General features: G+C 72.5%; 22 protein-coding genes, 1 tRNA gene and 2 pseudogenes. 13 read left to right on the top strand and 12 right to left on the bottom strand.

Features of this window, described 5'->3' with window-relative positions; translation table 11 throughout:
* Window positions 1-38 precede the first annotated feature (38 nt).
* Window positions 39-126, top strand: a tRNA-Ser gene (locus ACLJT4_RS06705).
* A gap of 143 nt (window positions 127-269) precedes the next feature.
* Here ACLJT4_RS06705 and ACLJT4_RS06700 read toward each other — a convergent pair.
* Window positions 270-938: a TylF/MycF/NovP-related O-methyltransferase gene (locus ACLJT4_RS06700; protein WP_411121431.1), complete on the bottom strand. Its 669-nt coding sequence runs from the start codon at window positions 936-938 to the stop codon at window positions 270-272.
* A 374-nt stretch (window positions 939-1312) separates the two neighbouring features.
* On the opposite strand from ACLJT4_RS06700, the gene ACLJT4_RS06695 reads away from it, so the two are divergent.
* From ACLJT4_RS06695 to ACLJT4_RS06685, 3 genes are all read left to right on the top strand, one after another.
* Complete coding sequence (locus tag ACLJT4_RS06695) at window positions 1313-2101, top strand: GntR family transcriptional regulator (protein WP_411121430.1); 789 nt, start codon at window positions 1313-1315, stop codon at window positions 2099-2101.
* Window positions 2102-2104: 3 nt separating this feature from the next.
* Window positions 2105-2863 (top strand): glycosyltransferase family 2 protein, encoded by a 759-nt coding sequence (locus tag ACLJT4_RS06690; RefSeq protein WP_411121429.1) that lies wholly within the window; start codon window positions 2105-2107, stop codon window positions 2861-2863.
* 121 nt (window positions 2864-2984) lie between these two features.
* Window positions 2985-3950, top strand: a complete 966-nt coding sequence (locus tag ACLJT4_RS06685; protein ID WP_411121428.1) for an FkbM family methyltransferase — start codon at window positions 2985-2987, stop codon at window positions 3948-3950.
* Between the two features lie 27 nt (window positions 3951-3977).
* On the opposite strand, the gene ACLJT4_RS06680 is transcribed toward ACLJT4_RS06685, so the two are convergent.
* Window positions 3978-5228 (bottom strand): amidohydrolase family protein, encoded by a 1251-nt coding sequence (locus ACLJT4_RS06680; RefSeq protein ID WP_411121427.1) that lies wholly within the window; start codon window positions 5226-5228, stop codon window positions 3978-3980.
* Between the two features lie 207 nt (window positions 5229-5435).
* Here ACLJT4_RS06680 and ACLJT4_RS06675 point away from each other — a divergent pair, with 207 nt between their 5' ends.
* On the top strand, window positions 5436-5885 hold the full coding sequence (locus ACLJT4_RS06675) for a DoxX family membrane protein (protein WP_411121426.1): 450 nt from the start codon (window positions 5436-5438) through the stop codon (window positions 5883-5885).
* A 58-nt stretch (window positions 5886-5943) separates the two neighbouring features.
* On the opposite strand, the gene ACLJT4_RS06670 is transcribed toward ACLJT4_RS06675, so the two are convergent.
* The 4 genes from ACLJT4_RS06670 to ACLJT4_RS06655 form a co-directional block, all read right to left on the bottom strand.
* Window positions 5944-6456 (bottom strand): hypothetical protein, encoded by a 513-nt coding sequence (locus ACLJT4_RS06670; RefSeq protein WP_411121425.1) that lies wholly within the window; start codon window positions 6454-6456, stop codon window positions 5944-5946.
* A 102-nt stretch (window positions 6457-6558) separates the two neighbouring features.
* Complete coding sequence (locus ACLJT4_RS06665) at window positions 6559-8571, bottom strand: ABC transporter ATP-binding protein (RefSeq protein ID WP_411121424.1); 2013 nt, start codon at window positions 8569-8571, stop codon at window positions 6559-6561.
* A gap of 219 nt (window positions 8572-8790) precedes the next feature.
* Entirely contained in the window at window positions 8791-8982 is a 192-nt protein-coding gene (locus tag ACLJT4_RS06660) for a hypothetical protein (RefSeq protein WP_411121423.1), read from the bottom strand.
* Between the two features lie 256 nt (window positions 8983-9238).
* Window positions 9239-9415, bottom strand: a complete 177-nt coding sequence (locus tag ACLJT4_RS06655) for a hypothetical protein (RefSeq protein ID WP_411121422.1) — start codon at window positions 9413-9415, stop codon at window positions 9239-9241.
* Window positions 9416-9810: 395 nt separating this feature from the next.
* On the opposite strand from ACLJT4_RS06655, the pseudogene ACLJT4_RS06650 reads away from it, so the two are divergent.
* Window positions 9811-10443 (top strand): annotated as a pseudogene (locus tag ACLJT4_RS06650) (sensor histidine kinase); the annotation flags it as partial.
* Window positions 10438-10902: pseudogene (locus tag ACLJT4_RS06645) on the top strand (response regulator transcription factor); the annotation flags it as partial. The pseudogenes ACLJT4_RS06650 and ACLJT4_RS06645, both read left to right, overlap by 6 nt.
* A gap of 1 nt (window position 10903) precedes the next feature.
* On the opposite strand, the gene ACLJT4_RS06640 reads toward ACLJT4_RS06645, so the two are convergent.
* Window positions 10904-11914, bottom strand: a complete 1011-nt coding sequence (locus ACLJT4_RS06640; protein WP_411121421.1) for an Lrp/AsnC family transcriptional regulator — start codon at window positions 11912-11914, stop codon at window positions 10904-10906.
* 198 nt (window positions 11915-12112) lie between these two features.
* Between ACLJT4_RS06640 and ACLJT4_RS06635 the strand changes: the two genes are divergently transcribed.
* Together ACLJT4_RS06635 and ACLJT4_RS06630 are read left to right on the top strand one after the other, a co-directional pair.
* Window positions 12113-13612, top strand: coding sequence for an MFS transporter (locus ACLJT4_RS06635; RefSeq protein WP_411121420.1), 1500 nt, complete (start codon window positions 12113-12115; stop codon window positions 13610-13612).
* Window positions 13613-13649: 37 nt separating this feature from the next.
* Entirely contained in the window at window positions 13650-14849 is a 1200-nt protein-coding gene (locus ACLJT4_RS06630) for an amidohydrolase (RefSeq protein ID WP_411121419.1), read from the top strand.
* A 99-nt stretch (window positions 14850-14948) separates the two neighbouring features.
* Here ACLJT4_RS06630 and ACLJT4_RS06625 read toward each other — a convergent pair whose 3' ends face one another.
* From ACLJT4_RS06625 to ACLJT4_RS06615, 3 genes are read right to left on the bottom strand one after another with little or no spacing between them, the layout of a single operon-like run.
* Window positions 14949-15353 carry a hypothetical protein gene (locus tag ACLJT4_RS06625; RefSeq protein ID WP_411121418.1) on the bottom strand — a complete coding sequence of 135 codons (405 nt, stop codon included), beginning with the start codon at window positions 15351-15353 and terminating at the stop codon, window positions 14949-14951.
* Entirely contained in the window at window positions 15350-15661 is a 312-nt protein-coding gene (locus ACLJT4_RS06620) for a hypothetical protein (RefSeq protein ID WP_411121417.1), read from the bottom strand. Before ACLJT4_RS06620 ends, ACLJT4_RS06625 begins: the two co-directional genes overlap by 4 nt.
* A complete protein-coding gene (locus ACLJT4_RS06615) occupies window positions 15640-16101 on the bottom strand; it encodes an ATP-binding protein (protein WP_411121416.1) in 462 nt (153 codons plus the stop codon). The genes ACLJT4_RS06620 and ACLJT4_RS06615 overlap by 22 nt, the downstream gene beginning before the upstream one ends.
* A gap of 186 nt (window positions 16102-16287) precedes the next feature.
* Here ACLJT4_RS06615 and ACLJT4_RS06610 point away from each other — a divergent pair, with 186 nt between their 5' ends.
* Window positions 16288-17139, top strand: coding sequence for a helix-turn-helix domain-containing protein (locus ACLJT4_RS06610; protein WP_411121415.1), 852 nt, complete (start codon window positions 16288-16290; stop codon window positions 17137-17139).
* Window positions 17140-17167: 28 nt separating this feature from the next.
* Entirely contained in the window at window positions 17168-17431 is a 264-nt protein-coding gene (locus ACLJT4_RS06605; RefSeq protein ID WP_411121414.1) for a DUF397 domain-containing protein, read from the top strand.
* Between the two features lie 84 nt (window positions 17432-17515).
* Here ACLJT4_RS06605 and ACLJT4_RS06600 read toward each other — a convergent pair whose 3' ends face one another.
* Entirely contained in the window at window positions 17516-17890 is a 375-nt protein-coding gene (locus tag ACLJT4_RS06600) for a hypothetical protein (RefSeq protein ID WP_411121413.1), read from the bottom strand.
* 46 nt (window positions 17891-17936) lie between these two features.
* Here ACLJT4_RS06600 and ACLJT4_RS06595 point away from each other — a divergent pair, with 46 nt between their 5' ends.
* Window positions 17937-18395 (top strand): helix-turn-helix domain-containing protein, encoded by a 459-nt coding sequence (locus ACLJT4_RS06595; RefSeq protein WP_411121412.1) that lies wholly within the window; start codon window positions 17937-17939, stop codon window positions 18393-18395.
* Window positions 18396-18738: 343 nt separating this feature from the next.
* Here the strand turns inward: ACLJT4_RS06595 and ACLJT4_RS06590 are convergent, their stop codons facing one another.
* The gene (locus ACLJT4_RS06590; RefSeq protein ID WP_411121411.1) at window positions 18739-19224 is read right to left on the bottom strand and encodes a carboxymuconolactone decarboxylase family protein; all 486 of its coding nucleotides are present in this window, start codon (window positions 19222-19224) and stop codon (window positions 18739-18741) included.
* Window positions 19225-19393: 169 nt separating this feature from the next.
* Between ACLJT4_RS06590 and ACLJT4_RS06585 the strand changes: the two genes are divergently transcribed.
* Window positions 19394-20332: an RNA polymerase sigma-70 factor gene (locus ACLJT4_RS06585; protein WP_411121410.1), complete on the top strand. Its 939-nt coding sequence runs from the start codon at window positions 19394-19396 to the stop codon at window positions 20330-20332.
* The last annotated feature ends 23 nt before the right edge of the window (window positions 20333-20355 follow it).

The raw sequence follows: 20355 nt of genomic DNA, 5'->3' as shown, positions 1-20355 counted from the left end.
TTCGCGAGCACTCCCCAACGTCTTGTATTGTTTGCGGCGGAGGATTCGCCTAGTGGCCTAGGGCGCACGCTTGGAAAGCGTGTTGGGGGCAACCCCTCACGAGTTCGAATCTCGTATCCTCCGCCATTGCTCTCACCGGGCAATACGTTGAAGGGCCCCACCGCTTGCGGTGGGGCCCTTCGGCGTTCCTCGGTCCTCGTCGTCCTGGTTTTCGTCCACGGCGGAGGGCGCCGGGGGTCTTCTCGGGGTGTGGCCCGGGGGGGCGGTGGTCAGTGGAAGGGGGCGGTGCGGTCCAGGTGGCGGTAGACGCCCAGGGCCCAGCCGGCGTCGGTGGCGGCCACGGCGACGGGGGTGGGCGCGCCGAAGAACTCCTCGCAGGCGCGCAGCACGCCGGGGGACGTGGGTCGCGCCGGGCAGGAGGCGTCCGCGTAGTCGTCGATGACGAGCACGGCGCCGGGTGACAGGCGCGGTACGCAGGCGCGCAGGCAGGCGAGCGTCGAGGCGTACCGGTCGGCGTCCACGTAGCCGAACGCGATGCGTTCCGGCAGGTCGCCGGGGAGCGTCTGGTGGAACCCGCCCTCGTGGATGACCGGTTGGGGCAGTCCCCAGGTGTCGTGCAGGCCGCGCACGTCGGCGGTGCGGGCGGTGGACGCCTCGGTCGCCGGGTGGTCGCCGTCGTGCGCTGCGGTGGCCGGCCGGCCCTGGAGGGCGTCGTAGGTGTGGATCACGCGGTCGGAGGACCCCTGCACCTCCAGGACGGCCCGCATCCAGGCCGTCATGCCGCCGCGGAAGCAGCCGAACTCCACCACGGCGCCGGGGACGCCGGTGGCCACCACGCGCGCCAGTTCCCGTTCCACCACCGGCATCCGCCCGCGGTTGACGGTGCGCGGCTGCTCCCAGAGCAGGGCCTCCCGCAGTGCCCCACGAACGTCCGTCATGTCTCACCGAACCTCTCCGCCATAGGGACGTGCCGCCGCTCGACGCCGGGCGGGGCACGGTGCTCACTCGGCATGCATGGACCGGGGGACGCGCGCAGAAACGCACCGACCGGGGTGCGGTGGTGGTGCGCGGGGCGTGGCGTGCGTGCGTCCCGTCGGTCGTACGCCGTCGGGGGAGGGTTCCGGGTGGGTTCGGGGCGGGTTCGGGTCGGGTTTTCGGCTCGCGTGGTGGGTGTCTGGTGGGGGCGTGGGCGGGGTCGTCCTGAGGTCTTGAGGAGTCGTAGGCTGGAAGGAGTCGGGTGATCCGGCGGGGTCGACCGGTCGGCGGCCCGGGCCGCAGGGCCGGAGCGTCGGGCGACGGAACGGTGTGACCCATGGCAGTGGCGTACGAGCGGATCGCGGACGAGCTCCGCACGGCCATCCGGGCGGGTCGGCTGGGGCCGGGAGAGCGGTTGCCGGCCGAGACCAAGCTCGCGGAGCGGTTCGGGCGCAGCGTGCCGACGGTCCGGGAGGCGCTGCGTGCGCTGCAGGACGAGGGGCTTTTGGAGAAGCGGCACGGGGTGGGCAACTTCGTCCGCTGCCGGCGCACCCTCGCGCGGCGCACCAATCTGCGGCACCAGTGGGAGAAGGACCGGGCGCGCGCGCCCTTGGAGCGGCGGGCGCAGACCGGGGCGACCGAACACGACACCGGCCTGCACGTCGAGGACCTCGTGTTCCGGGCGCGGTACCGCGAGGTGGCCGCGCCCGCGGGCGTCGCGGAGGTGCTGGGCGTGCCCGAGGGCACGGCGCTGCTGGAGCGCCGTTACCGCACGCGGTGTGCCGTCGAGCACGCCCCGTTCAGCCTGGTCACCTCGTACCTCGTGCACGACATGATCGCGGGTAATCCCGCTCTGTTGGACGAGCGCGAGGAGCCGTGGCCGGGCGGCTCGCAGAGCCAGCTGTTCTCCGTCGGGATCGAGGTGGACCGCGTCGAGGAGCACGTCACCGCCCGGCCGCCGACGCCGGAGGAGGCCGACGAACTGGAGCTGCCGCCGGGGACGTCGGTGCTGGTGCTCCGGAAGGTCTCGTACGCCACCGACCAGCGCGTCGTGGACGTCTCCGACGTCATCCTGCCCGGCGACCGCACGGAACTGGTCTTCACTACTCCCCTGGAAAGGTGGTGAGCCGTGCGTCGGCGCATCATCATCGTCACGGCCGTCCATGCTCCCTCCGCGACGTATTTGCCGGACGCCTACGCCTCGTTGCGGCAGCAGGAGCTCCCGGACGGGTGGGAGTGGCGGTGGGTCGTCCAGGAGGACGGCACGGGTGCCGAGGTCGCGCCGTACGTCCCGGAGGACCCGCGGGTGACCTTCCGTCAGGGGCGTCCGGGTGGGCCGGGGGTCGCGCGCACCATCGCGTTGGCGCGGGCGGAGGGCGAGTACGTCAAGGTGCTGGACGCCGACGACCAGTTGACGCCCGGCGCGCTCGCCCGTGACCTGGCCGCCCTGGAGGGCGATCCCGGCATCGGCTGGGCGACCTCGCGCGTCCTGGACCTGCTCCCGGACGGTTCGACGGTCGGTTTCGCCGGGGATCCGGCGCCCGGGCCGGTCGAGCGGGGCGCGGTCCTCGACTTCTGGAAGGCCCACGACTACCGGGCGCCGGTCCACCCCGCGTCGCTGTGCGTGCGCCGGGACCTGCTGCTCGCGTTGGGGGGCTGGATGGCCCTGCCGGCTTCCGAGGACACCGGGTTGCTGCTGGCGCTGAACGCGGTGAGCCGGGGCTGGTTCTCCTCCGAGGTGGGCCTGCTCTACCGGAAGTGGCCCGGGCAGGTGACCGGTCAGGCGTCGCACACCGACGCGGGCGAGCGGGACGCCCGGATGGCCGTGGTGGAGGCCCGGGCCCGCCAGTTGGCCGGTTTGGGCTGGCGCTATCCGGACGGTCGCTGACGGGTTTCGGCCGGGTCCGCCCGGATCCGGCCGGGGCGGTGTCCGTGCTGGCCAGGGGCCGGTTTGCGGGGTGGTCGAGGGGCACTTGCCGTTCGTCGGGCGCTCTCGTAGCGTCGTGGTCATGTCTTCCGTCCGGCTCCGCCCCCCGCCGTCCGAGACGCACCTCGTGCCGCCGCCGTGGACGCCGCTGCTGCTGGCGTCCCGCTGGTGGGTCCGCCACGGGTGGGGCCTGGGGCTGAAGCGGTTGATGCTGCGCGAGTGGCTCGACGTGGGGTTGCAGCAGAACCCGCGCCGCGACCGGGTGGTGCGCACCCGCTACGGCTTCCGCGTGCGGGTCGGCACGACCGAGGACCTGATCCAGCGCTCGATCCTGGTGCACGGGTGCTGGGAGCCGCACGTCAGCGCGTTCATCGCGGGGCGGTTGACGCCGGGTTCGGGGCTGGTGGACGTCGGGGCGAACGTGGGGTACTACTCGTTGCTCGCCGCGCAGTTGGTGGGTCCACAGGGCCGGGTGGTCGCGGTCGAGCCCGCCCCCGACACCCACGCCGCGCTGCGGGCCAACCTCGATCTGAACGGCTTCTCCCAGGTGCGGACGGTGCGGTGCGCCGTCACGGCGGAGCCCGGCGAGGTGCGGCTGTTCGTGCCGCACGCGGGGAACCTGGGCGCCACGAGCGTGATCGAGCCCGCGCGGCACACGGCGGAGCTGCGGGTGCCGGGCCTGCCGATGACCGAGGCGGTGACCGAGGAGGAGCTCCGGCGGGCCCGGATCATCAAGATCGACGTCGAGGGGGCCGAGGGGACGGTGCTGGCCAGCCTGGTGCCGCTGCTCGACGACCTGCCGGCGGACTGCGAGATCGTGGTGGAGGTCAGTCCGGACCGGCTGGCGGCCTGCGGGACGACCGCGGACGAGGTCCTGGCGCCCTTCCTCGCCCACGGCCTGCACCCGTACCGTCTGGTCAACTCCTACATGCCGGAGGACTATCCGGTGATGTTGCGTCGGCCGCGGCCACCGGTGCGGGTGCGCGGGCCGGTGACCGAGCAGATGGACCTGGTCCTGTCACGGGTGGACGCCGACGCCCTCGCCTGACCGGCGCCGGTTCGGCGCCGCCGGGCGTCAGGGGGTCGCCCCGGCCGGCCGCCGGTCGCGGTCGAACGGCAGGTCCAGCATCCGGATCGCGTTGCCGCGGAGCAGCTTGTAGGCCACGTCCTGGGGGAGGTGGCCTACGTGGTCGGCGGCCACCTCCTTGGTGTGCGGCCAGGTGGAGTCGACGTGCGGGTAGTCGGTCTCGAAGGTCGCGTTGTCCACCCCGACGGTCTCGATCGCCTCGACCCCGTGCTTGTCGCGGAAGAAGCAGCAGAAGATCTGCCGGTAGTAGTAGGTCGACGGCGGCTCCGGGATGAGGTCCTTCACGCCGCCCCACGCCCGGTGCTCCTCCCAGACGTCGTCGGCTCGTTCCAGGGCGTAGGGGATCCAGCCCATCTGGCCTTCGCTGTAGGCGAGTTTGAGTCGTGGGAACTTCACCAGCACCCCGCTGAACAGGAAGTCCATCATCGAGGCCATCGCGTTGTTGAAGGAGAGCGATGCCTGTACGGCCGGCGGGGCGTCCGGTGAGGCCGCGGGCATCTGCGACGACGACCCGATGTGCATGTTCACCACCGTCCCGGTCTCCTCGCAGGCCGCGAAGAACGGGTCCCAGTAGCCGGAGTGGATGGACGGCAGGCCCAGGTAGGTGGGGATCTCGCTGAAGGTGACCGCGCGGACGCCGCGCGCGGCGTTGCGCCGGATCTCGGCGACGGCGAGGTCGATGTCCCACAGGGGGATCAGGCACAGCGGGATCAGCCGGCCGCCGCTGTCGCCGCACCACTCCTCCACCATCCAGTCGTTGTAGGCGCGGACGCAGGCGAGGCCGACCTCCTTGTCCTCGGCCTCGGCGAAGGTCTGGCCGCAGAACCGCGGGAAGGTCGGGAAGCAGAGCGACGCCTCGACGTGGTTGACGTCCATGTCCGCCAGCCGGGCCTTGGGGTCCCAGCAGCCGCGCCGCATCTGGTCGCGGGTGATGCCGTCGAGCGTCATCTCGTCGCGGGAGAAGCCGACGGCCGCGATGATGCGCTTGTACGGGAAGAGCAGTCCCTCGTACTCCCACCAGTCCGTGGTCTGGCCTTCGGGGTCGGTGGTGAAGCGGTACTTGCCGCCGATGTACGCCAGCTCTCCGATGCCGGCGGTGAACGGTTTGGGGCCGCGGTCGCGGTACTTCCGCGGCAGCCAGGTCTCGAAGAGGTGGGCCGGCTCGATCACGTGATCGTCGACGCTGATGATCCTCGGAAGCTCCGCGGTGCCGCTGGTGCCGGTGTTGCCGCTGGTCACGCTTTACCCCCAACTGCCGTGCCGGTGAGTCACGCCGGTCCGGAATCTGACGACCCATCAGTTCGGAGGTTAGGAGGTCGCCCTCGCATCCACAAGGGAGGGCCGGAAACTCGACCCCTTGCGCGATCGCCCGACCTCCGCTGAACTGACGCACCATCAGAAACGTGGCTCCGCGGACACACCAGGGAACTGAGAGGGGCAGCTCGCATGCACACGATCTGGCTCACCGGCGCCGAATGGCTCGCCGTCCTCCGCATCGGTCTCGGGCTGTGGTGGCTGGAGAGCTGGCGCCACAAGGACAAGAAGAGCTGGTTCGCCGGCGGCGGCATCACCTGGGCGGCCGGGGTCGCGGCCGAACACCGCTGGAGCGTGGTGCGGACCGGCTTCGACCGCGTCGTCGCACCCCGGCCGCGCCTGATGGCGTACCTCGTCGCCTACGCCGAACTCGCCCTCGGACTCGGCCTGATCGTCGGCCTGCTGACGCCGATCGCCCTGGTCGCGGGGCTGCTGCTCAACCTCGTCTACCTCGTGCTGATGATCCACGACTGGGCGGAGCAGGGCCAGAACCTGATGATGGCGCTGGTCTCCGCCGTCGGCTTCCTCGCGATGTGCTGGCAGGGCTGGTCGCTGGACGGGGTGTTGGGGTGGTTCGCGTGAGGCGGCGGGCGCACCTGTCGTCGGCGCCTCGCCGAGGGGGGTGCCGGCGAGGCCGGGCTCACATCCAGCCCGCCGCCTCGGCCGCCGCCACCGCCGCCGCCTCGGCCGCGTCCGCCGTGCGGTTCAGCGCCTCGTCGCGGCCCCCCGCGGTCCGGGCGGCGGCCGCGCCACCGGCCATGGACGCCGTGAGCGCGGCGCGGTGGGCGCGCTCCGCGAGGTCGCCGGTCCCCGCCCGGTCCTGCGCGGCCTTGGCGACGACGGCCGCGGCCGCGGCGGCGTTCCGCGCGGAGCGGGCGTCGGCCGCGGGGTCGAGCGGCTGCTCGGGCAACCGTGCGAGGGCCTGCGCGGACAGCCGGACGGCGTTGGCCGCCTTCGCGGCGGGGTCCTTGGGCACCACCTGCGCGGCGTCCTCGGCGATCCCGGCGTAGCGGCACATGGCCGCGGCGCGGTCGACCGCGCTCCGGCCGCGTGCGAGGTGCCGCCTGCGCAGCTCCGGTGGGGCTTCGTCGAGGCGGGTGGTGCCCGTGGGGGATGCGGTGTGCTGCGGCTCGCTCTCGCGGGGTGCGCTCATGGCCGTCTCCTCGTCCGTCGCGCCCGGATCGTGGGCGCCGGCAGGGTGCCACGTCGGCCGTGAAATCGCCAGCGCGTTGCGATGGGGGAGCGGCCCGCGCGGCTACTTCTTGCCTTCGAAGAGCTGCGCGTACAACCCGCCGCGGAGCAGGAGTTCGGTGTGGGTGCCGGATTCGACGAGGTCGCCGTCGTCGAGGACGAGGATGTGGTCGGCGGTGGCGGCCAGGTCCAGGTCGTGGGTGATGACGACGGTGGTGCGGCCGGTGGCCAGGCGGTGGAGGGGGCCGAGGATGCGTTGGGCGGCGAGGGTGTCGAGGCCGGTGGTGGGCTCGTCCAGGATGAGGACCGGGGCGTCGCGGAGCATGGCGCGGGCGATGGCGATGCGCTGCAGCTGGCCGCCGGAGAGGGCCGCGGTGGCGGGGGCGATGACCGTGTCGTAGCCGTCCGGGAGGGCGGTGACGAAGGCGTGGGCGTCGGCGGCCCGGGCCGCCTGGACCACTTCCTCGTGGGTCGGGGTCGGGTCCTCGCGTCCGCAGGCGATGTTGTGCTCGATGGTGTCGTGCAGGACGAGCGTCTCCTGGGGCAGCAGGGTGATGTTGCGGCGGAGGTCGGCGAGCCGGAGGCGGTCGACCTCGATGCCGTCGAGGCGGACGGTGCCGGCGTCCGGGTCGTAGAAGCGCAACAGCAGGGCCGCGAGGGTGGACTTGCCGGCGCCGCTGGGCCCGGTGACGACCAGGAACTGGCCGGGGCGGGCGGTGAAGGAGAGGGCGTTGACGGCGTTGTGGTGCGGGGAGCTCGGGTAGCGGAAGGTGACGGCCTGCGCGGTGACCTCACCGTGGGCACGCTGCGGGAACGGGGTGGTGCGGGCCGGTTCCGGGTCGGTGACCGCGGGGCGGGCGTCGAGGACCTCCAGCAGGCGGTCGCCGGCTGCGGTGGCGGCGGTGGCGGTCAGGCCCAACTGGCCCAGGGAGCGGATCGGCGGGTAGAGGTAGCCGATGAAGGCGGCGAAGGCCAGCAGCTCGCCCAGGGACATCCGGCCGGCCGAGATCTCCCAGGCGCCGAGGCCGATGATGGCCAGCACGCAGAGCGTCTCCAGGACCTCGATGAGCTGGGTGTAGAGGGCGTTGAGGCGGGCGCTCGCGACGGAGGCGCGCAGCCAGCGGCGGGCCGCCCGTCCCAGGCGCTGCTCCTCGTCGTGCTGGCGGTTGTACGCCTGCGTCAGCACCACGTTGACGAGGGTCTCCTCGACGACGGAGGTGAGGGCGCCGTCGGCGGCGCGCAGGCGGCGGGAGACCTCGCGCAGCCGGTTGGTGAAGCCGCGGGTGGCGGCGAAGAAGATCGGTGCGGCGACGAAGGTGGCGAGCGCCAGTTCCCAGCGCAGCCAGAGGGCGGCGGCGCCGTAGAAGAGCGTGCTGAAGACGGCCGCGCAGGCGCTGACCAGGCCGGTCACCACGAGGCGTTCGATGGCGTCGACGTCGCCGGTCAGCCGTTCCAGCAGGTCGCCGCGGCGGTTGCGTTGGAAGAAGTGCGGCGGCAGCGTCTGGAGGTGGGTGAAGACGCGGGCGCGCAGGCGCAGCAGGAAGCGTTCCGCGGTCCAGGCCGCGACGGAGTTGCCGAGGTAGCCCACGATCGCGCCGAAGACCGCGACCCCCAGCCAGATGCCGGCCGGGTGCCAGAAGGCGCTGACCGAGCCCTTCGCCAGGGCCTGGTCGGTGAGTTGGGCGAAGATCAGGATCGTGACGGTCTCGGCGAGGGCGGAGAGGACGGCGCACATGATCACCAGCACGAGCCAGCGGCGATCGCCCTGGGTCAGCGGCCAGAAGCGCCGGAACGCCTCCACGGGGCCGACGTGCCGGGTCACGATGGGCACGTCGTCGGTGGGGAGGTGGGCGAGGAGTTCGACGTCCGCCGGGTGCGAGCCCGGCCGCGGTGCGGACCGGTGCGCTCCGGACGGCGGGGCGTCGACGGGTGGGGCGGGCGGTGGGGCGTCGGTGAGGGTGGCCGTCCGCGTCCCGCGCCCGCGGGACGTCGTCGTCTCGCGGTCGGTGGCCGTCCGCGGCCCTCGGCCGTCGTTGGCCTTGGCACCGCGGATGCGGCGTGAGCTGCGTAGATGCATGGTCACTGGGTGCGTGCGGACGGGCCTGGTGAACCGTGGCACGGCAGCCTACGAGGCCGGCTCGCGGGTGTTGCGCGAGCCCGCCTCGGGCTGTGTATCAGGTCACTAGGCCCGACTCACATGTCTTGTCTGTGGTCAACAACTGTCGTGCGAAATCGGTGACAACAGATCAACTGTCGTGCTGTGATCGGTGACAACAGATGATGACAACGGATCAGGTCAGAACCTACCGATGACGAAGAAGCCGCCGCGTCCGTAGCCGCCGCGCCCATAGCCGCCGCGTCCGTAACCGCCGCGTCCGTAGCCGCCGTAGCCTCCGTATCCGCCGTAGCCTCCGCCGCCCCAGCCGCCGCCGCCGTGCCGGCCGCGGTCGTCCCAGCGGTTGCGGGGGAAGCATGCCCTGAAGGTCATCTCTGCCTCCTGTGATGGGATGTCGCCGCGGCTTTCCGGACCGTGCTCTGGTGGCGATTCGGTGCGCCCGTCGGGGTGTTCCCCTGTGGGTCGTTCCGGCGGTATGTGCTCGCCGCGACACTTCCGACACTACGTCGAACACCCGACACCAACAAGTGCCATTACGTGAAAATTCAGGCAAATCGGGCAGGTCACCGTGGGTGGCTCGACGCTCGCCCGGGGTCGCCGCAGCGGGGCCCGGCGAGCCGGCCCGGCCTCACGGGTGCCGCCGCGCGCGCACCAGGAACAGGCCCACGGCCGAGGCGACGGCCACCGTGCCGGTGCCGACGCCGAGCAGGACCTGCTGAACGCCGTCGAAGGCGAAGCTGGTCGAGACGTTGACGGCGACGGCGAGCGTCAGGACGCACCAGAGCAGGGCTTTCAGGGTGTTCATCGATCGAGGATGGTCGTTCCTTCCGGGGGGCGTTCGAGGGCCTGGGGCCGGGGCGCGGGCGGGGCGCCACGGCGTCGCGCGCGCCGGGTCGCCCGGCGCCGACACCGCGTCAACGGCGGGTGACCCGGTGCGTTCGACCCGTCCACCACGATGCCCGGCGCGTCGACCGGCGACGAGGGAGCGCACCCGGATCGGGGGTGGAGCGGGCTCCGCCCCCGGGCGCGACGGGCACCGGCGCGGCCCCGGAACGCCGCCGACCGGGCCCGCGGCAACCGGCGGGCGTCGCTGGCCTGTGCGCATGGGGGGGCGGGCGGACGATGGGGGCGGTGGTGCGGCGCGCGACGTGCGCCACCGGCCAGTTGGGGCTGGCGACGGGGCTGTCGCTGGTGTGCCCGCTGGGCCTGGTGGTTGACGGGGTGTGGTGCGGCCTGATGGGGCGCCGGGCGGTGGTGCTGCCGTTGATCGCGCGGCTCGCCGACCTCGACGCGACGTGGTCGCGGGCGCTGCTGACGCCGACGCCCGAGGCCCTGCGCACCGGCCAACTCGCCGCCCGTGTCGAGGAACTGACCGCCACCCGGGCCGGTGCGGCGGCCGCGCACGGCGCCGAACTGCGCCGTATCGAGCGGGACCTGCACGACGGCGCCCAGGCCCGCCTGGTGGCGCTGTCGATGCGGCTGGGGCTGGCCCGACGGGCGTACGACGCGGACCCCGAGGCCGCGCGCACACTGCTGGACGACGCCCAGGACCAGGCCGAAGGGGCCCTCGCCGAGCTGCGGCACGTCGTTCGAGGCAGCCATCCGCCGGTCCTGACCGACCGTGGACTGGCGGGTGCCGTACGGGCCTTGGCGGCCGGCAGCGGCCTGTCGGTCGAGGTGCGCGAGGACGGCCTCGCCGCGGCGCCGCGCGCCCCGGCCGCGGTGGAGGCCGCCGCGTACTTCGTGGTCGCGGAGGCGTTGACCAACACGGCCAAGCACAGCGGGGCGGACCGGGCCGCGGTCGAACTCGCCCGCACGCCAAGCGCGTTGCGGGAGGGGCTGGTGCTGTTGCTGACCTCCGCCGGGCACGAGGTGGCGGCCGTCGCGGCCACCGGCCCGGAGGTCCTGCCGGCCCTGCTCGCGCACCGCCCGAACGTGGCGGTGCTGGACGTGCGGATGCCGCCGGGCTTGCGCGACGAGGGACTGCGGGCGGCGCTCACGGCCCGCCGGGAGGTGCCCGGGCAACCGGTGCTGGTGCTGTCGCAGTACGTCGAGGAGACCTACGCCGCCGAGTTGCTGGCCGACGGCGCGAGCGGGGTCGGCTACCTGCTCAAGGACCGGATCGGCCGGGTGGACGCCTTCTTGGACGCCCTCCAGCGGGTCGCGGCCGGCGGGACGGCGCTGGACCCGGACGTGGTCACCGAGTTGTTGGCCCGACGGCGCGACGATCCGCTGGACTCGCTGACGCCGCGCAAGCGCGAGGTGCTCCACCTGATGGCGCAGGGCCGGGACTTCACTCGCTCGCCGCGGCCCCCCGGCCCCGCTCCGTCACCACCCCCGCCCGCTTGTACGTCCGCAGCAACAGGGCCGCCTCCGCGGCCGTGACGCCGTCGAGCGGGGCGAAGACGCGGGCGGTGAAGGCGTGCAGGTCCTGGGCGGAGCGGTGGCTGGAATACCCCTGGACGTTGCTGTGGCCGGTGGTGAGGACGAGGTGGCGGACCTCGGGCTCGCGGGCCAGGCGGCGCACCGCGGCGTCCAGCGCCCGGTGTTCGACGGTCAGCCGGAAGCGGGCCTCGACCGGGAAGCCGAGGACCTCCGGTTCGGCGTGCAGCCGCAGGTGCAGGATGTGCGAGTCCATCAGCCGGGCCAGCCGGCGCCGGGCGGTGGTCTCGCCGACGCAGAGTTCCTGCGCCAGGCGGGTCATGGGGGCGCGGGCGTCGCGCTCCAGGAGGGCCACCAGGCGCCGGTCGAGTTCGTCGATGGCCGGCGGCGGGGGCAGCGATCCGCCCTCCGCGATCCGCCGCCGGGTCGCGGTGGGCTCGTCCCCGTACGGGTCCCAGTCGGTGGCGGTCAGCAGCAGCCGCAGCACGACCGCGGTGTGGATGCCGGTGACGCCGGGGATGCGGGCGATCGGCCCGTCGACGAGGGAGAGCAGCTGGTCCGGGCCCGGCACGATCATCTCGGCGACCGCCTCGGACGCGCCGGTGGCCACGTCCACCGCGCGCACATCCGGCCGCCGGGCCAGCGCCTGCGCCGTCTCGTGCAGCCGGCCGGGGGCGCAGCGCACCGCGAGCTCGACGACCAGGCCCTCGCCGAGGTGCTCGGGCACCAGGAAGGCGGTGAAGCGGACCAGGCCGGCGGCGATCAGCCGGTCCAGGCGGCGGGCGACCGTCCGCTCGTGCACGCCCAGGCGCGCCCCGACGTCGGCGAAGGCGGCGCGCGGCTCGCGGGCCAGGAGGCGGATGACGGCATGATCCAGCTCGTCCAAAAGCTCCACGGCGCCGGCCGTGATGTCTGAATCCACCGATGATCACCTCTGGGATGCGGGTTTCGGGCCACCTGAGGGTCACATATGGACGAGGGTACGGCGTTCCCGCCACATTGATGCCCTGTTTCCGCCAGCGACGATTTTCCGCCATCCGGCGGCCCGCCGCGGAGGCTCCTCACCCCGGCCGCACGGCTCCCCGCCGCGCGCCCTCGTCAGAACAGGTGCGGCACCGCCATGACCGAGCCAGGAACGACCCTCGACCCGACCCCGCCCGCCAGATCCCGCGGCCGGGCCGCCGCGACTCGCGCGAGCGGCCGCGGCACGGTCCCCACCTCCCCCGCGATCGTCCTGCTCTGCCTGGTCCTCGTGGAGCTGTCCAGCGGCGTCACGCAGGGCTTCCTGGGCCCGCTGCTCAAGGGCCTCACCTCGACCCTGCACGTCACCGTCGCCGACCTGAACTGGATCAGCGTCGCCAACCTGCTCGCCAGCGTCGCCTTCACCCCCGTGCTGTCCCGCCTGGGCGACCTGCACGGCCACCGCCGCATCCTGCGCTGGAACCTCGCGCTGGTCCTCGCCGGCTCGGTCCTGGTCGGCCTCAGCCGGTCCTTCGGCCTGCTGCTGGTCGGCTCGGTCCTCCAGGGCGCGTTCGCCGGCTTCTTCCCGCTGCTGGTGGGCGTCCTGCGCAACCGCGGCACCGCCCAGCAGAACCGGCGCGGCATCAGCGTGATGGTCGCCGCCCTAGTCGCCGGGCTCGCCCTCGGCACCGTCGCCAGCGGCCTGATCGCGCAGTTCGTGGCCCGGCCGACGGCCGCCCTGTGGGTGCCGGCCGCCGCGGTGTCCCTCGCCCTGGTGGTGACCTGGCCGCTGCTGCCGGAGAGCGCCGACCGCCCCGGCGGGCGCACCGACTGGTGGGGCGCGCTGCTGCTGTGCACCGGGCTGGTGGCGCTCATGCTCGCGCTCGGTCAGGGCGGCTCCCCCGGCTGGGAGTGGACCTCCCCCAAGACCCTCGGCTGCCTCGTCGGCGGCCTGCTGGTGACGGCCCTGTGGGTGCGGGTCGAACTGCGCACCGCGGAGCCGGTGATGGACGTCCGGCTGTTCCGCCGCCGCAACGTCGTGGTGGTCTCCGTCGTCACCGTCACCTTCAGCTCCTGCATGCTGGGCCTGCTGGTCGCCAACCCGGTGTTCCTCGGCACCTCCCCCGCCGAGGCCGGCTACGGACTCGGGCTCGCCCCGCTGGCCACCGCGTTCGCCCTGCTGCCCAACATGCTGGCGCTCGTCGTGGGCGCGCTGCTCGCCCCCGCCCTGGCCCGCCGGATCTCCGACCGCCGCACCCTGGTCACCGGCTCGCTGCTGATGGCCGCCGGCAACCTCGCCACCTTCGCCTGGCACACCTCCCTGGTGCCGTACCTGGTCTTCACCGCGGTCGTGGGCCTCGGCAGCGGGCTGCTCCAGCACTCCACGCGCACCCTCGCCGTCGAGGCGGTGCCGCACGACCAGACCTCGGTCGGCTCCGGCATCAACGAACTCCTGATCAACGTCGGCGGTTCGCTCGGCGCCGCCGTCGTCCTGTCGGTCTTCGCCGCCGAGACCACCGCGGGCCACCAGCTGCCCGCCGAGTCCGCGTACACCCACGCCTGGCTGCTGTGCACCGTCGTCTCGCTGGCGGGCGCGCTGATCGGCCTCCTGTACCGCCACCACCGCGACGCGCCCGCGACGCCGACGACCGCCCCCTGACGCCCGCCCGCCCGGCCCGTACGGAAAGGACCCCTCGATGACGGCCCCCACCGCCCCGCTTCCCCTCACCGCCCTGCACCACCGCACCCGCGACACCGTCACCGCCCACCAGGACGACGTCATCGCGCTCAGCCACAGCCTGCACGCGGAGCCGGAACTCGCCTACGAGGAGCACCGCTCCGCGAAGAAGATCGCCGATCTGGTGGAGCGGGCCGGTTTCGCCGTCGAGCGGGGCGTCTGCGACCTGCCCACCGCCTTCACCGCCACCGCCGGTTCCGGCGAGCTGGTGATCGGCATCTGCGCGGAGTACGACGCCCTGCCCGGCATCGGCCACGCCTGCGGCCACAACGTCAACGGCGCCGCGGCGACCACCGCGGCGCTCGCTCTCGCCCCGTTCGCCGACGAGCTCGGCATCACCGTCAAGCTGCTCGGCACGCCCGCGGAGGAATCCGGCGGCGGCAAGGCCGACATGCTCCGCGCCGGCGCCTTCGACGACGTGGCCGCGGCGATGATGGTGCACGCCGCCCCGACCGACGCCATCGGCATGACCTCCCTGGCGATCAGCAGTTGGGAGGTGGCCTACACCGGCCGCACCGCGCACGCCTCGGCCGCCCCGCACCGCGGCGTCAACGCCGCCGACGCCCTGATGATCGCGCAGGTGGCCATCGGCGCCCACCGCCAGCAGATGGTCCCCGGCGGCGTCGTCCACGGCATCACCACCTCCGGCGGCGAGGCCTCCAACGTCATCCCCGGCCGCACCACCGCCGCCTACGACTGCCGCGCCGAGACCGTCGAGGACCTGCGCGAACTCCAGTCCCGCATCCGGCACTGCTTCGAGGCCGGCGCGCTCGCCACCGGCGCCGACCTCACCCTCACCCCGGTCGGCAACGACTACGCCGACCTGCGCCAGGACCTCGACATGTGCGCCCTCTACACGGCCGCCGCGACCGCCCTCGGCCGCACCGTGCCGCCCAGCGACCCGACCCTGCGCGGCGGCTCCACCGACATGGGCAACGTCTCGCAGATCGTCCCCACCATCCACCCCATGATCGGTTACGACTGCGCCGACGCGATCATGCACAACCCGGAGTTCACCCGCTACGGCACGACGGCCAGTGCCGACCGCGCCCTCCTGGACGGCGGCCTCGCCATGGCCTGGACCGCCCTGGCCCTCGCCCAGGACGACGCCCACCGCGCCCGCCTCCTGGCCCACCTGGCGGCCCGCCGCCCCAACTGACCACCGGCACACACCGGTTGGACGGCCACGGCGCGGGGGCTCCCACTCGCTGCCCCGGGGCGGGCGGAACGCAGGCCGCCCGCCCCGACCTCACCGCCCCTAGTCGGGCGCCCCCACCAGTGCCCGCCTGAACCCCACCGGCCCCTCGGTCACCTTCGAACAACACGGCCCCGTACGGCTCACGACCGGCAGGAAGAGCACCGGCCGCGCCGACCACTCCACCCACGCCCCACCGCAGTCGAGCGCCAGCCCGCACGGCTCTCCCCGGTGCAACGCGGCCATCGCGCCCACCCGCCCGCCGCCGTCCACGCCGCTCAACACCCGGCGCCGCACCCGACCGTCCAGCCCACCGGCCATCCTCCGCGCATCCGCCCCGATCGCCCGCGCCGCCTGCACCGGGCTCCCCACGGCCAGCGACGTCCACGACGCGACGACGTCCGCGTCCGGCGACCGGTACACCACCCGCTCGCACCAGATCCCCGGCGTCCCCAACCCCCGCGTCACGCCGCCACCTCCAGCGCCGCGACGACCGGCCGCGCCACCAGCGCGTACGCACACCCCTCACCGTCCACCACCGTCAACGCCACGGCACTTCCCCCGGCCAGCGCGTCCACCGCCCCGCCGAACTCCCCCGCCCCCTCCAACCAGGCCCGCACCCCGCCCTCGTACGGCGCCCCTAACTGCTGCGCCAGATGCACGGCCCGCCGCCGGACCCACCCCACCGCCCGACGCGGCGACGACGACGCCAGCCCGCCCAGCGCGATCGCCGCCCCGTCCGGGCACCGCACCGTCACCTCGGCGCGGTACCGCACGGCACCTCCGGTACCGCCAGCTCCGCCCACACCACCTTTCCGGTGCCGTCCACTGCCACGCCCCAGCCACTTGCCAAGGCGTCCACCAGCACCAACCCACGCCCACATTCCGCGTCCTCCTCCACGTCGTCGTTCATCACGGGCTTCTCCGCACTCCCGTCCCGCACCTCCAGCCGCAGCCGCCCGCCCGAGAACCCGAACCGGACCCCGACCCACGCGCCGTCCTCCCCCTGCGCCCGGACCGCGTTGGCGACCAACTCGGACACCAACAGCTCTGCGACATCGACGAGTTCACCCACCACGCCCCACTGCCCCAAGCGCCACCGCAGCTCCCTACGGGCCCACCCAGCACTACGGGGCTCACTCGGTATGCGGTAGGCGACGGATGCCGAGACGGCGGGGGCAAGTCGGGCGACTACGGGCCGGGCGCGTGTGGACATGGCTATCCCCTTGGAGCGCATGACGGAACGTCGAGATCACTCAACAGTGAACACATCGACACGCTGAGCGACTGCCCACTCAGGATGCTCGGCACTAGAGAAATTGGCAAGCGTGAAATTGGCACTAGTGCCAACACGTGATCGTGACGCTAGTGTGGGCAACCAGCCGTTCAGAAGGGGTACTTCATGGCCGGAACGCGTCCCACGGTTCGCCGCCGACGCCTCGCCGCGAAGCTGATCGAGTTCCGGGAGCAGGCGGGGAAGACTCCGCAGGAGGCTGCCGACCGCATCGGATGCCATCGCACGAAGATCAACAAAATTGAGAACGCTCGCCTGGGCATCTCACTGGGCGAACTACGCGATCTGCTGCGGTTCTACGCGGTCGTTGACGACGCTCTGGTCGAGGACATGGTGTCGCTGGCACGACGGAGTCGGGAAGCAGGGTGGGTGCACCGGGTGGGACTCGCACGCCCCACGTTCACCGACTTCATCGACTACGAAACAACGGCCAACTACATCCGGTCGTACGAAAGCAGCCTCATCGCTGGCCTGTTGCAGACTCCCGAGTACGCACGCGCGGTGCTCGCCTGTCCGCCGTCAGCCCTCGGCCACGAGGAGATCGAGGCATTGGTGGAGTCGCGTATAAAGCGACAGGAGATCCTGGAGAGGTCCGACCCGCCACGCGTGTGCGTGATCGAGACCGAGGCAGCCCTGCGCCTTCAGGTAGGCGGCCGCGAAGTGATGCGCAACCAACTCGACCACCTGAAGGCCGTGGCCGACCACCCCTTCGTAGAACTCCAGGTCATCCCCGACCGAGCCGGCGCGCACGCGGGCCTCAACGGTTCGTTCGTGCTGTTCAGCTTCCCGAACTCGACCTATTCCGACGTCGTGTGCGTCGAGCACCGGACCGGCATGCTCTACATGGAGACCGAGGAGGAGGTCGAGGAACATACCCTCATCTTCGACTCGCTGCGATCGATCGCCTTGAGCCCGGCGGACAGCCTCGACCTGATCGCCCGGGTACGGGAACACCTGTAGCGACACGGACTGAGAGAGGCATCGAGGGATGGACAACCGAGACCTTGACGGCGCCATATGGCACAGGAGCAGCTACAGCGGGACGGGCGGCAACTGCGTCGAAGTCGTAGTCTGGCGCAAGAGCAGCTACAGCAGCGCGAACGGCCAGTGCGTCGAGGTCACCGACGGCCAACCGGACGTCATACCCGTCCGCGACAGCAAGAACCCCACCGGTCCCCACCTTGTCTTCGGCGTCGGCGCCTGGGAATCGTTCGTCACGTCGCTGAAGAACGGCGCATCCGCGACCGTCTGAGAACGCACCGAACTCGGTGTCGCCGGAGCCCCGGACCCACCGCAGTCCGGGGCCCCACCGCCGCCCGGCGGTGCGCCGCGTCGCCTACTCGACAGGCAGCCCGAGCGACCGCAACGTGCCCGGCGCAACGTCCAGCCCCTCAAGGTCATCTGCCAGACGCAACGCATGGTCAGCGACAACGAGATCGTGCGAGACCGACGGGATGTCATCACCAAGGCCGCGCAGAAACCCGGCGATCCTGCGCCAGGAATAGAACGCCGTCCCTTCCGTCTCCACCTCCGGCTCCGGGAAGCCGCCGGACCCACGCTGCCCACGCGACAACTGCACCAAGGACTGACGGCTACGTCCACATCGCTGCGCGGCTTCGCCCAGCGTCACCATGTCGTCGTGCCGGACGCCTACCGCGTGCAGCCCGGGAACGAGCCGGATGTTGCGGGCCACCTGGGCGATGGCGTCCAAGAGCGTCGGCGCCTCGACGTCGCAGGAGAGTTCTCGTAAAGCCGGAGTGAACGGCATCAGCGTCGGCAGAGCGCTGCGGGAACTACGAGAGGCCAGCGGAAAGCAGGCCAAGGTAGTCGCCCGCAGCGCCGCCATGTCTCCGAGCAAGCTGAGCAAGATCGAACACGAAGCGCTCGCTCCCAGCGTGATGGACGTTGAACGCGTCCTCACGGCCCTGGAGGTATCCGAGGAGGTCAAGGCCGGCCTCACCGAAGCCGCGCGCAAGGCTGCCACGGAGGCGACCGCATGGCGCCTGTACCGCCGCACTGGCCTGCATAAGCATCAGGAAGAGATCCGGGCCATCGAGGCGCAGACGGATCTCATGCGCCTCTTTCAACCCGCATGCATTCCCGGACTAACGAATGCAACTCGCAAACTGTCAGCGGAAATTGGGAGTACTCGACGTATGCGCCCGAGGGTCAGCGGTGCTTCGCCTGCCGGGAGCCGATCCGGACGTTCGAGCTGACTCGCCGAGGCCGGATCGAGTGCTTCCCTGGGCCACCCACCGTGATCTACCGGCACTCCGCCAAGTGCCCGCAGTAGCCCCCGTGAGCGCGCAGACGCAACCGGATGCGGAGCAGCCGTCCCCGGACCCTCCTGAGTGGCCGGCGGAGCACCAAGGGGGGTTGGCTGCGGCCTCCGGAGTCGTGCGCATCCCTCCGGGGGCGAAGGTGCCCCCGTGCCCCTTCCCGTGCCTCAGTTGCCGGCGCAAGGGCCGCCAGCAGCCAGCGGCCCATTGACCGCTCACTGTCCAGCCCCCGGCCCCTCCCCGCCCCCCGGTGCAGGGCAGGGCGGGGCCGGCCGGCCGTTCAGTCCACCGCGGCGTCGAAGGTGCCGGCCTGGTAGGAGCCGCCCTTGGTCCTGGTGATCACCAGTAGCCGGTTGGCGGCGTTGATCATGGCTACCAGGTAGACCAGCGCGGCGGTCTGGTCGTCGTCGTAGTGCTTGCGTACCAGGGCCCAGGTCGCGTCGGACACTCCGTGGTGGGCGTCGGCGATGCGGGTGCCCTCCTCTGCCAGCGCCAGTGCGGCCTGCTCGGCCTCGGTGAACACGGTGGACTCGCGCCAGGCGGCGACCAGGTTGATCCGGACCGCGGGTTCACCGGCGGCCGCCAGTTCCTTGGCGTGCGCGTCGACGCAGAATCCGCAGCCGTTGAGCTGGCTGGCACGCAGTTCCACCAGCTCCATCAGCGACCTCGGCAGGCCCGACTGCATGATCGCGACGCTGGTGTGGGCGAAGCGCTTGCCGATCTTCGCGCCGAGGGCGTTGGCGTTCAGGTCGAAACGGGGTTCCATGGCGGGGTCCTCACTCGTGGCGGTGCCTGCATGAACGACCACGAGACGGCGGGCAGCGGACCGGCATAACACCTGCCGCGGTGTGAGCTGAACCACCTCGGTTCGGTGTTACGCGACGGCGGTGGCCGGCGTCGGGTGGGGGACACCGTCGAGAGAGAGCAGGATCCCCATGACCGGATCGGCGCGGACCACATCTGACGAGCGCGGCGTCGGCGGGCACCGCTCCGGCCGCGCGGCCCTCGCCACCGAGGCGTACGTCGCCCACCGCAACCTGCTCTTCACGGTCGCCTACGAGATGCTCGGTTCGGCCGCCGACGCCGAGGACGTCCTCCAGGAGACCTGGTTGCGCTGGGCCACCGTCGACCTCGACGCCGTGCGGGACCAGCGCGCCTACCTGGTCCGGATCACCACCCGCCAAGCGCTCGACCGCCTGCGCGCGCTCGGCCGCCGCAAGGAGACCTACGTCGGCCCCTGGCTGCCCGAACCCCTGCTCACCGCTCCCGACGTGGCCAACGACGTCGAACTGGCCGAACACGTCTCGATGGCGATGCTGCTGGTGCTCGAAACGCTCGCGCCGGTCGAGCGGGCGGTGTTCGTCCTGCGCGAGGTCTTCGCCCTGGACTACGAGGAGATCGCCGAGGCCGTCGAGCGGACCCCGGCCGGGGTCCGCCAACTCGCCTACCGGGCCCGGGCCCACGTCGCGGCCCGACGGCCACGAGGGTCCGCCTCACCGGCCGACACCCGGAACGCCGTGACGGCGTTCCGGCGGGCGATCAACACCGGTGACCTGCAACCCCTGCTCGACGTCCTCGCGCCCGACGTCGTGTTCCTCGGCGACGGCGGCGGCATCGCCCGCGCCGCGCTCGCCCCCGCCGTCGGGGCCGATGCGGTCGCCGCCGTCCTGGCCGCCGGGCTGGACAACCTCCGCACGCGGGTATTGGAGTTGACGCAGGTCAACGGTTGTCCGGCGCTGCTCCTTCGGCTCGACGGGCAGATCGACACCGTGCTGGCGGTGCGCATCGACGACGGCCTGATCACCGGGCTCTACTCCGTGCGCAACCCGCAGAAGCTGTCCGGTCTGCGGCGCAGCACGACGCTGCGCCGCTGAGCCTGGTCCCGCGCGAGGCCGAA

Source organism: Streptomyces sp. x-19, from assembly GCF_046549115.1.
GTDB lineage: Bacteria > Actinomycetota > Actinomycetes > Streptomycetales > Streptomycetaceae > Streptomyces > Streptomyces albulus_C.
The sequence above is the reverse complement of the archived record's forward strand: the minus strand, read 5'-3'. Positions and strand labels throughout refer to the sequence as shown.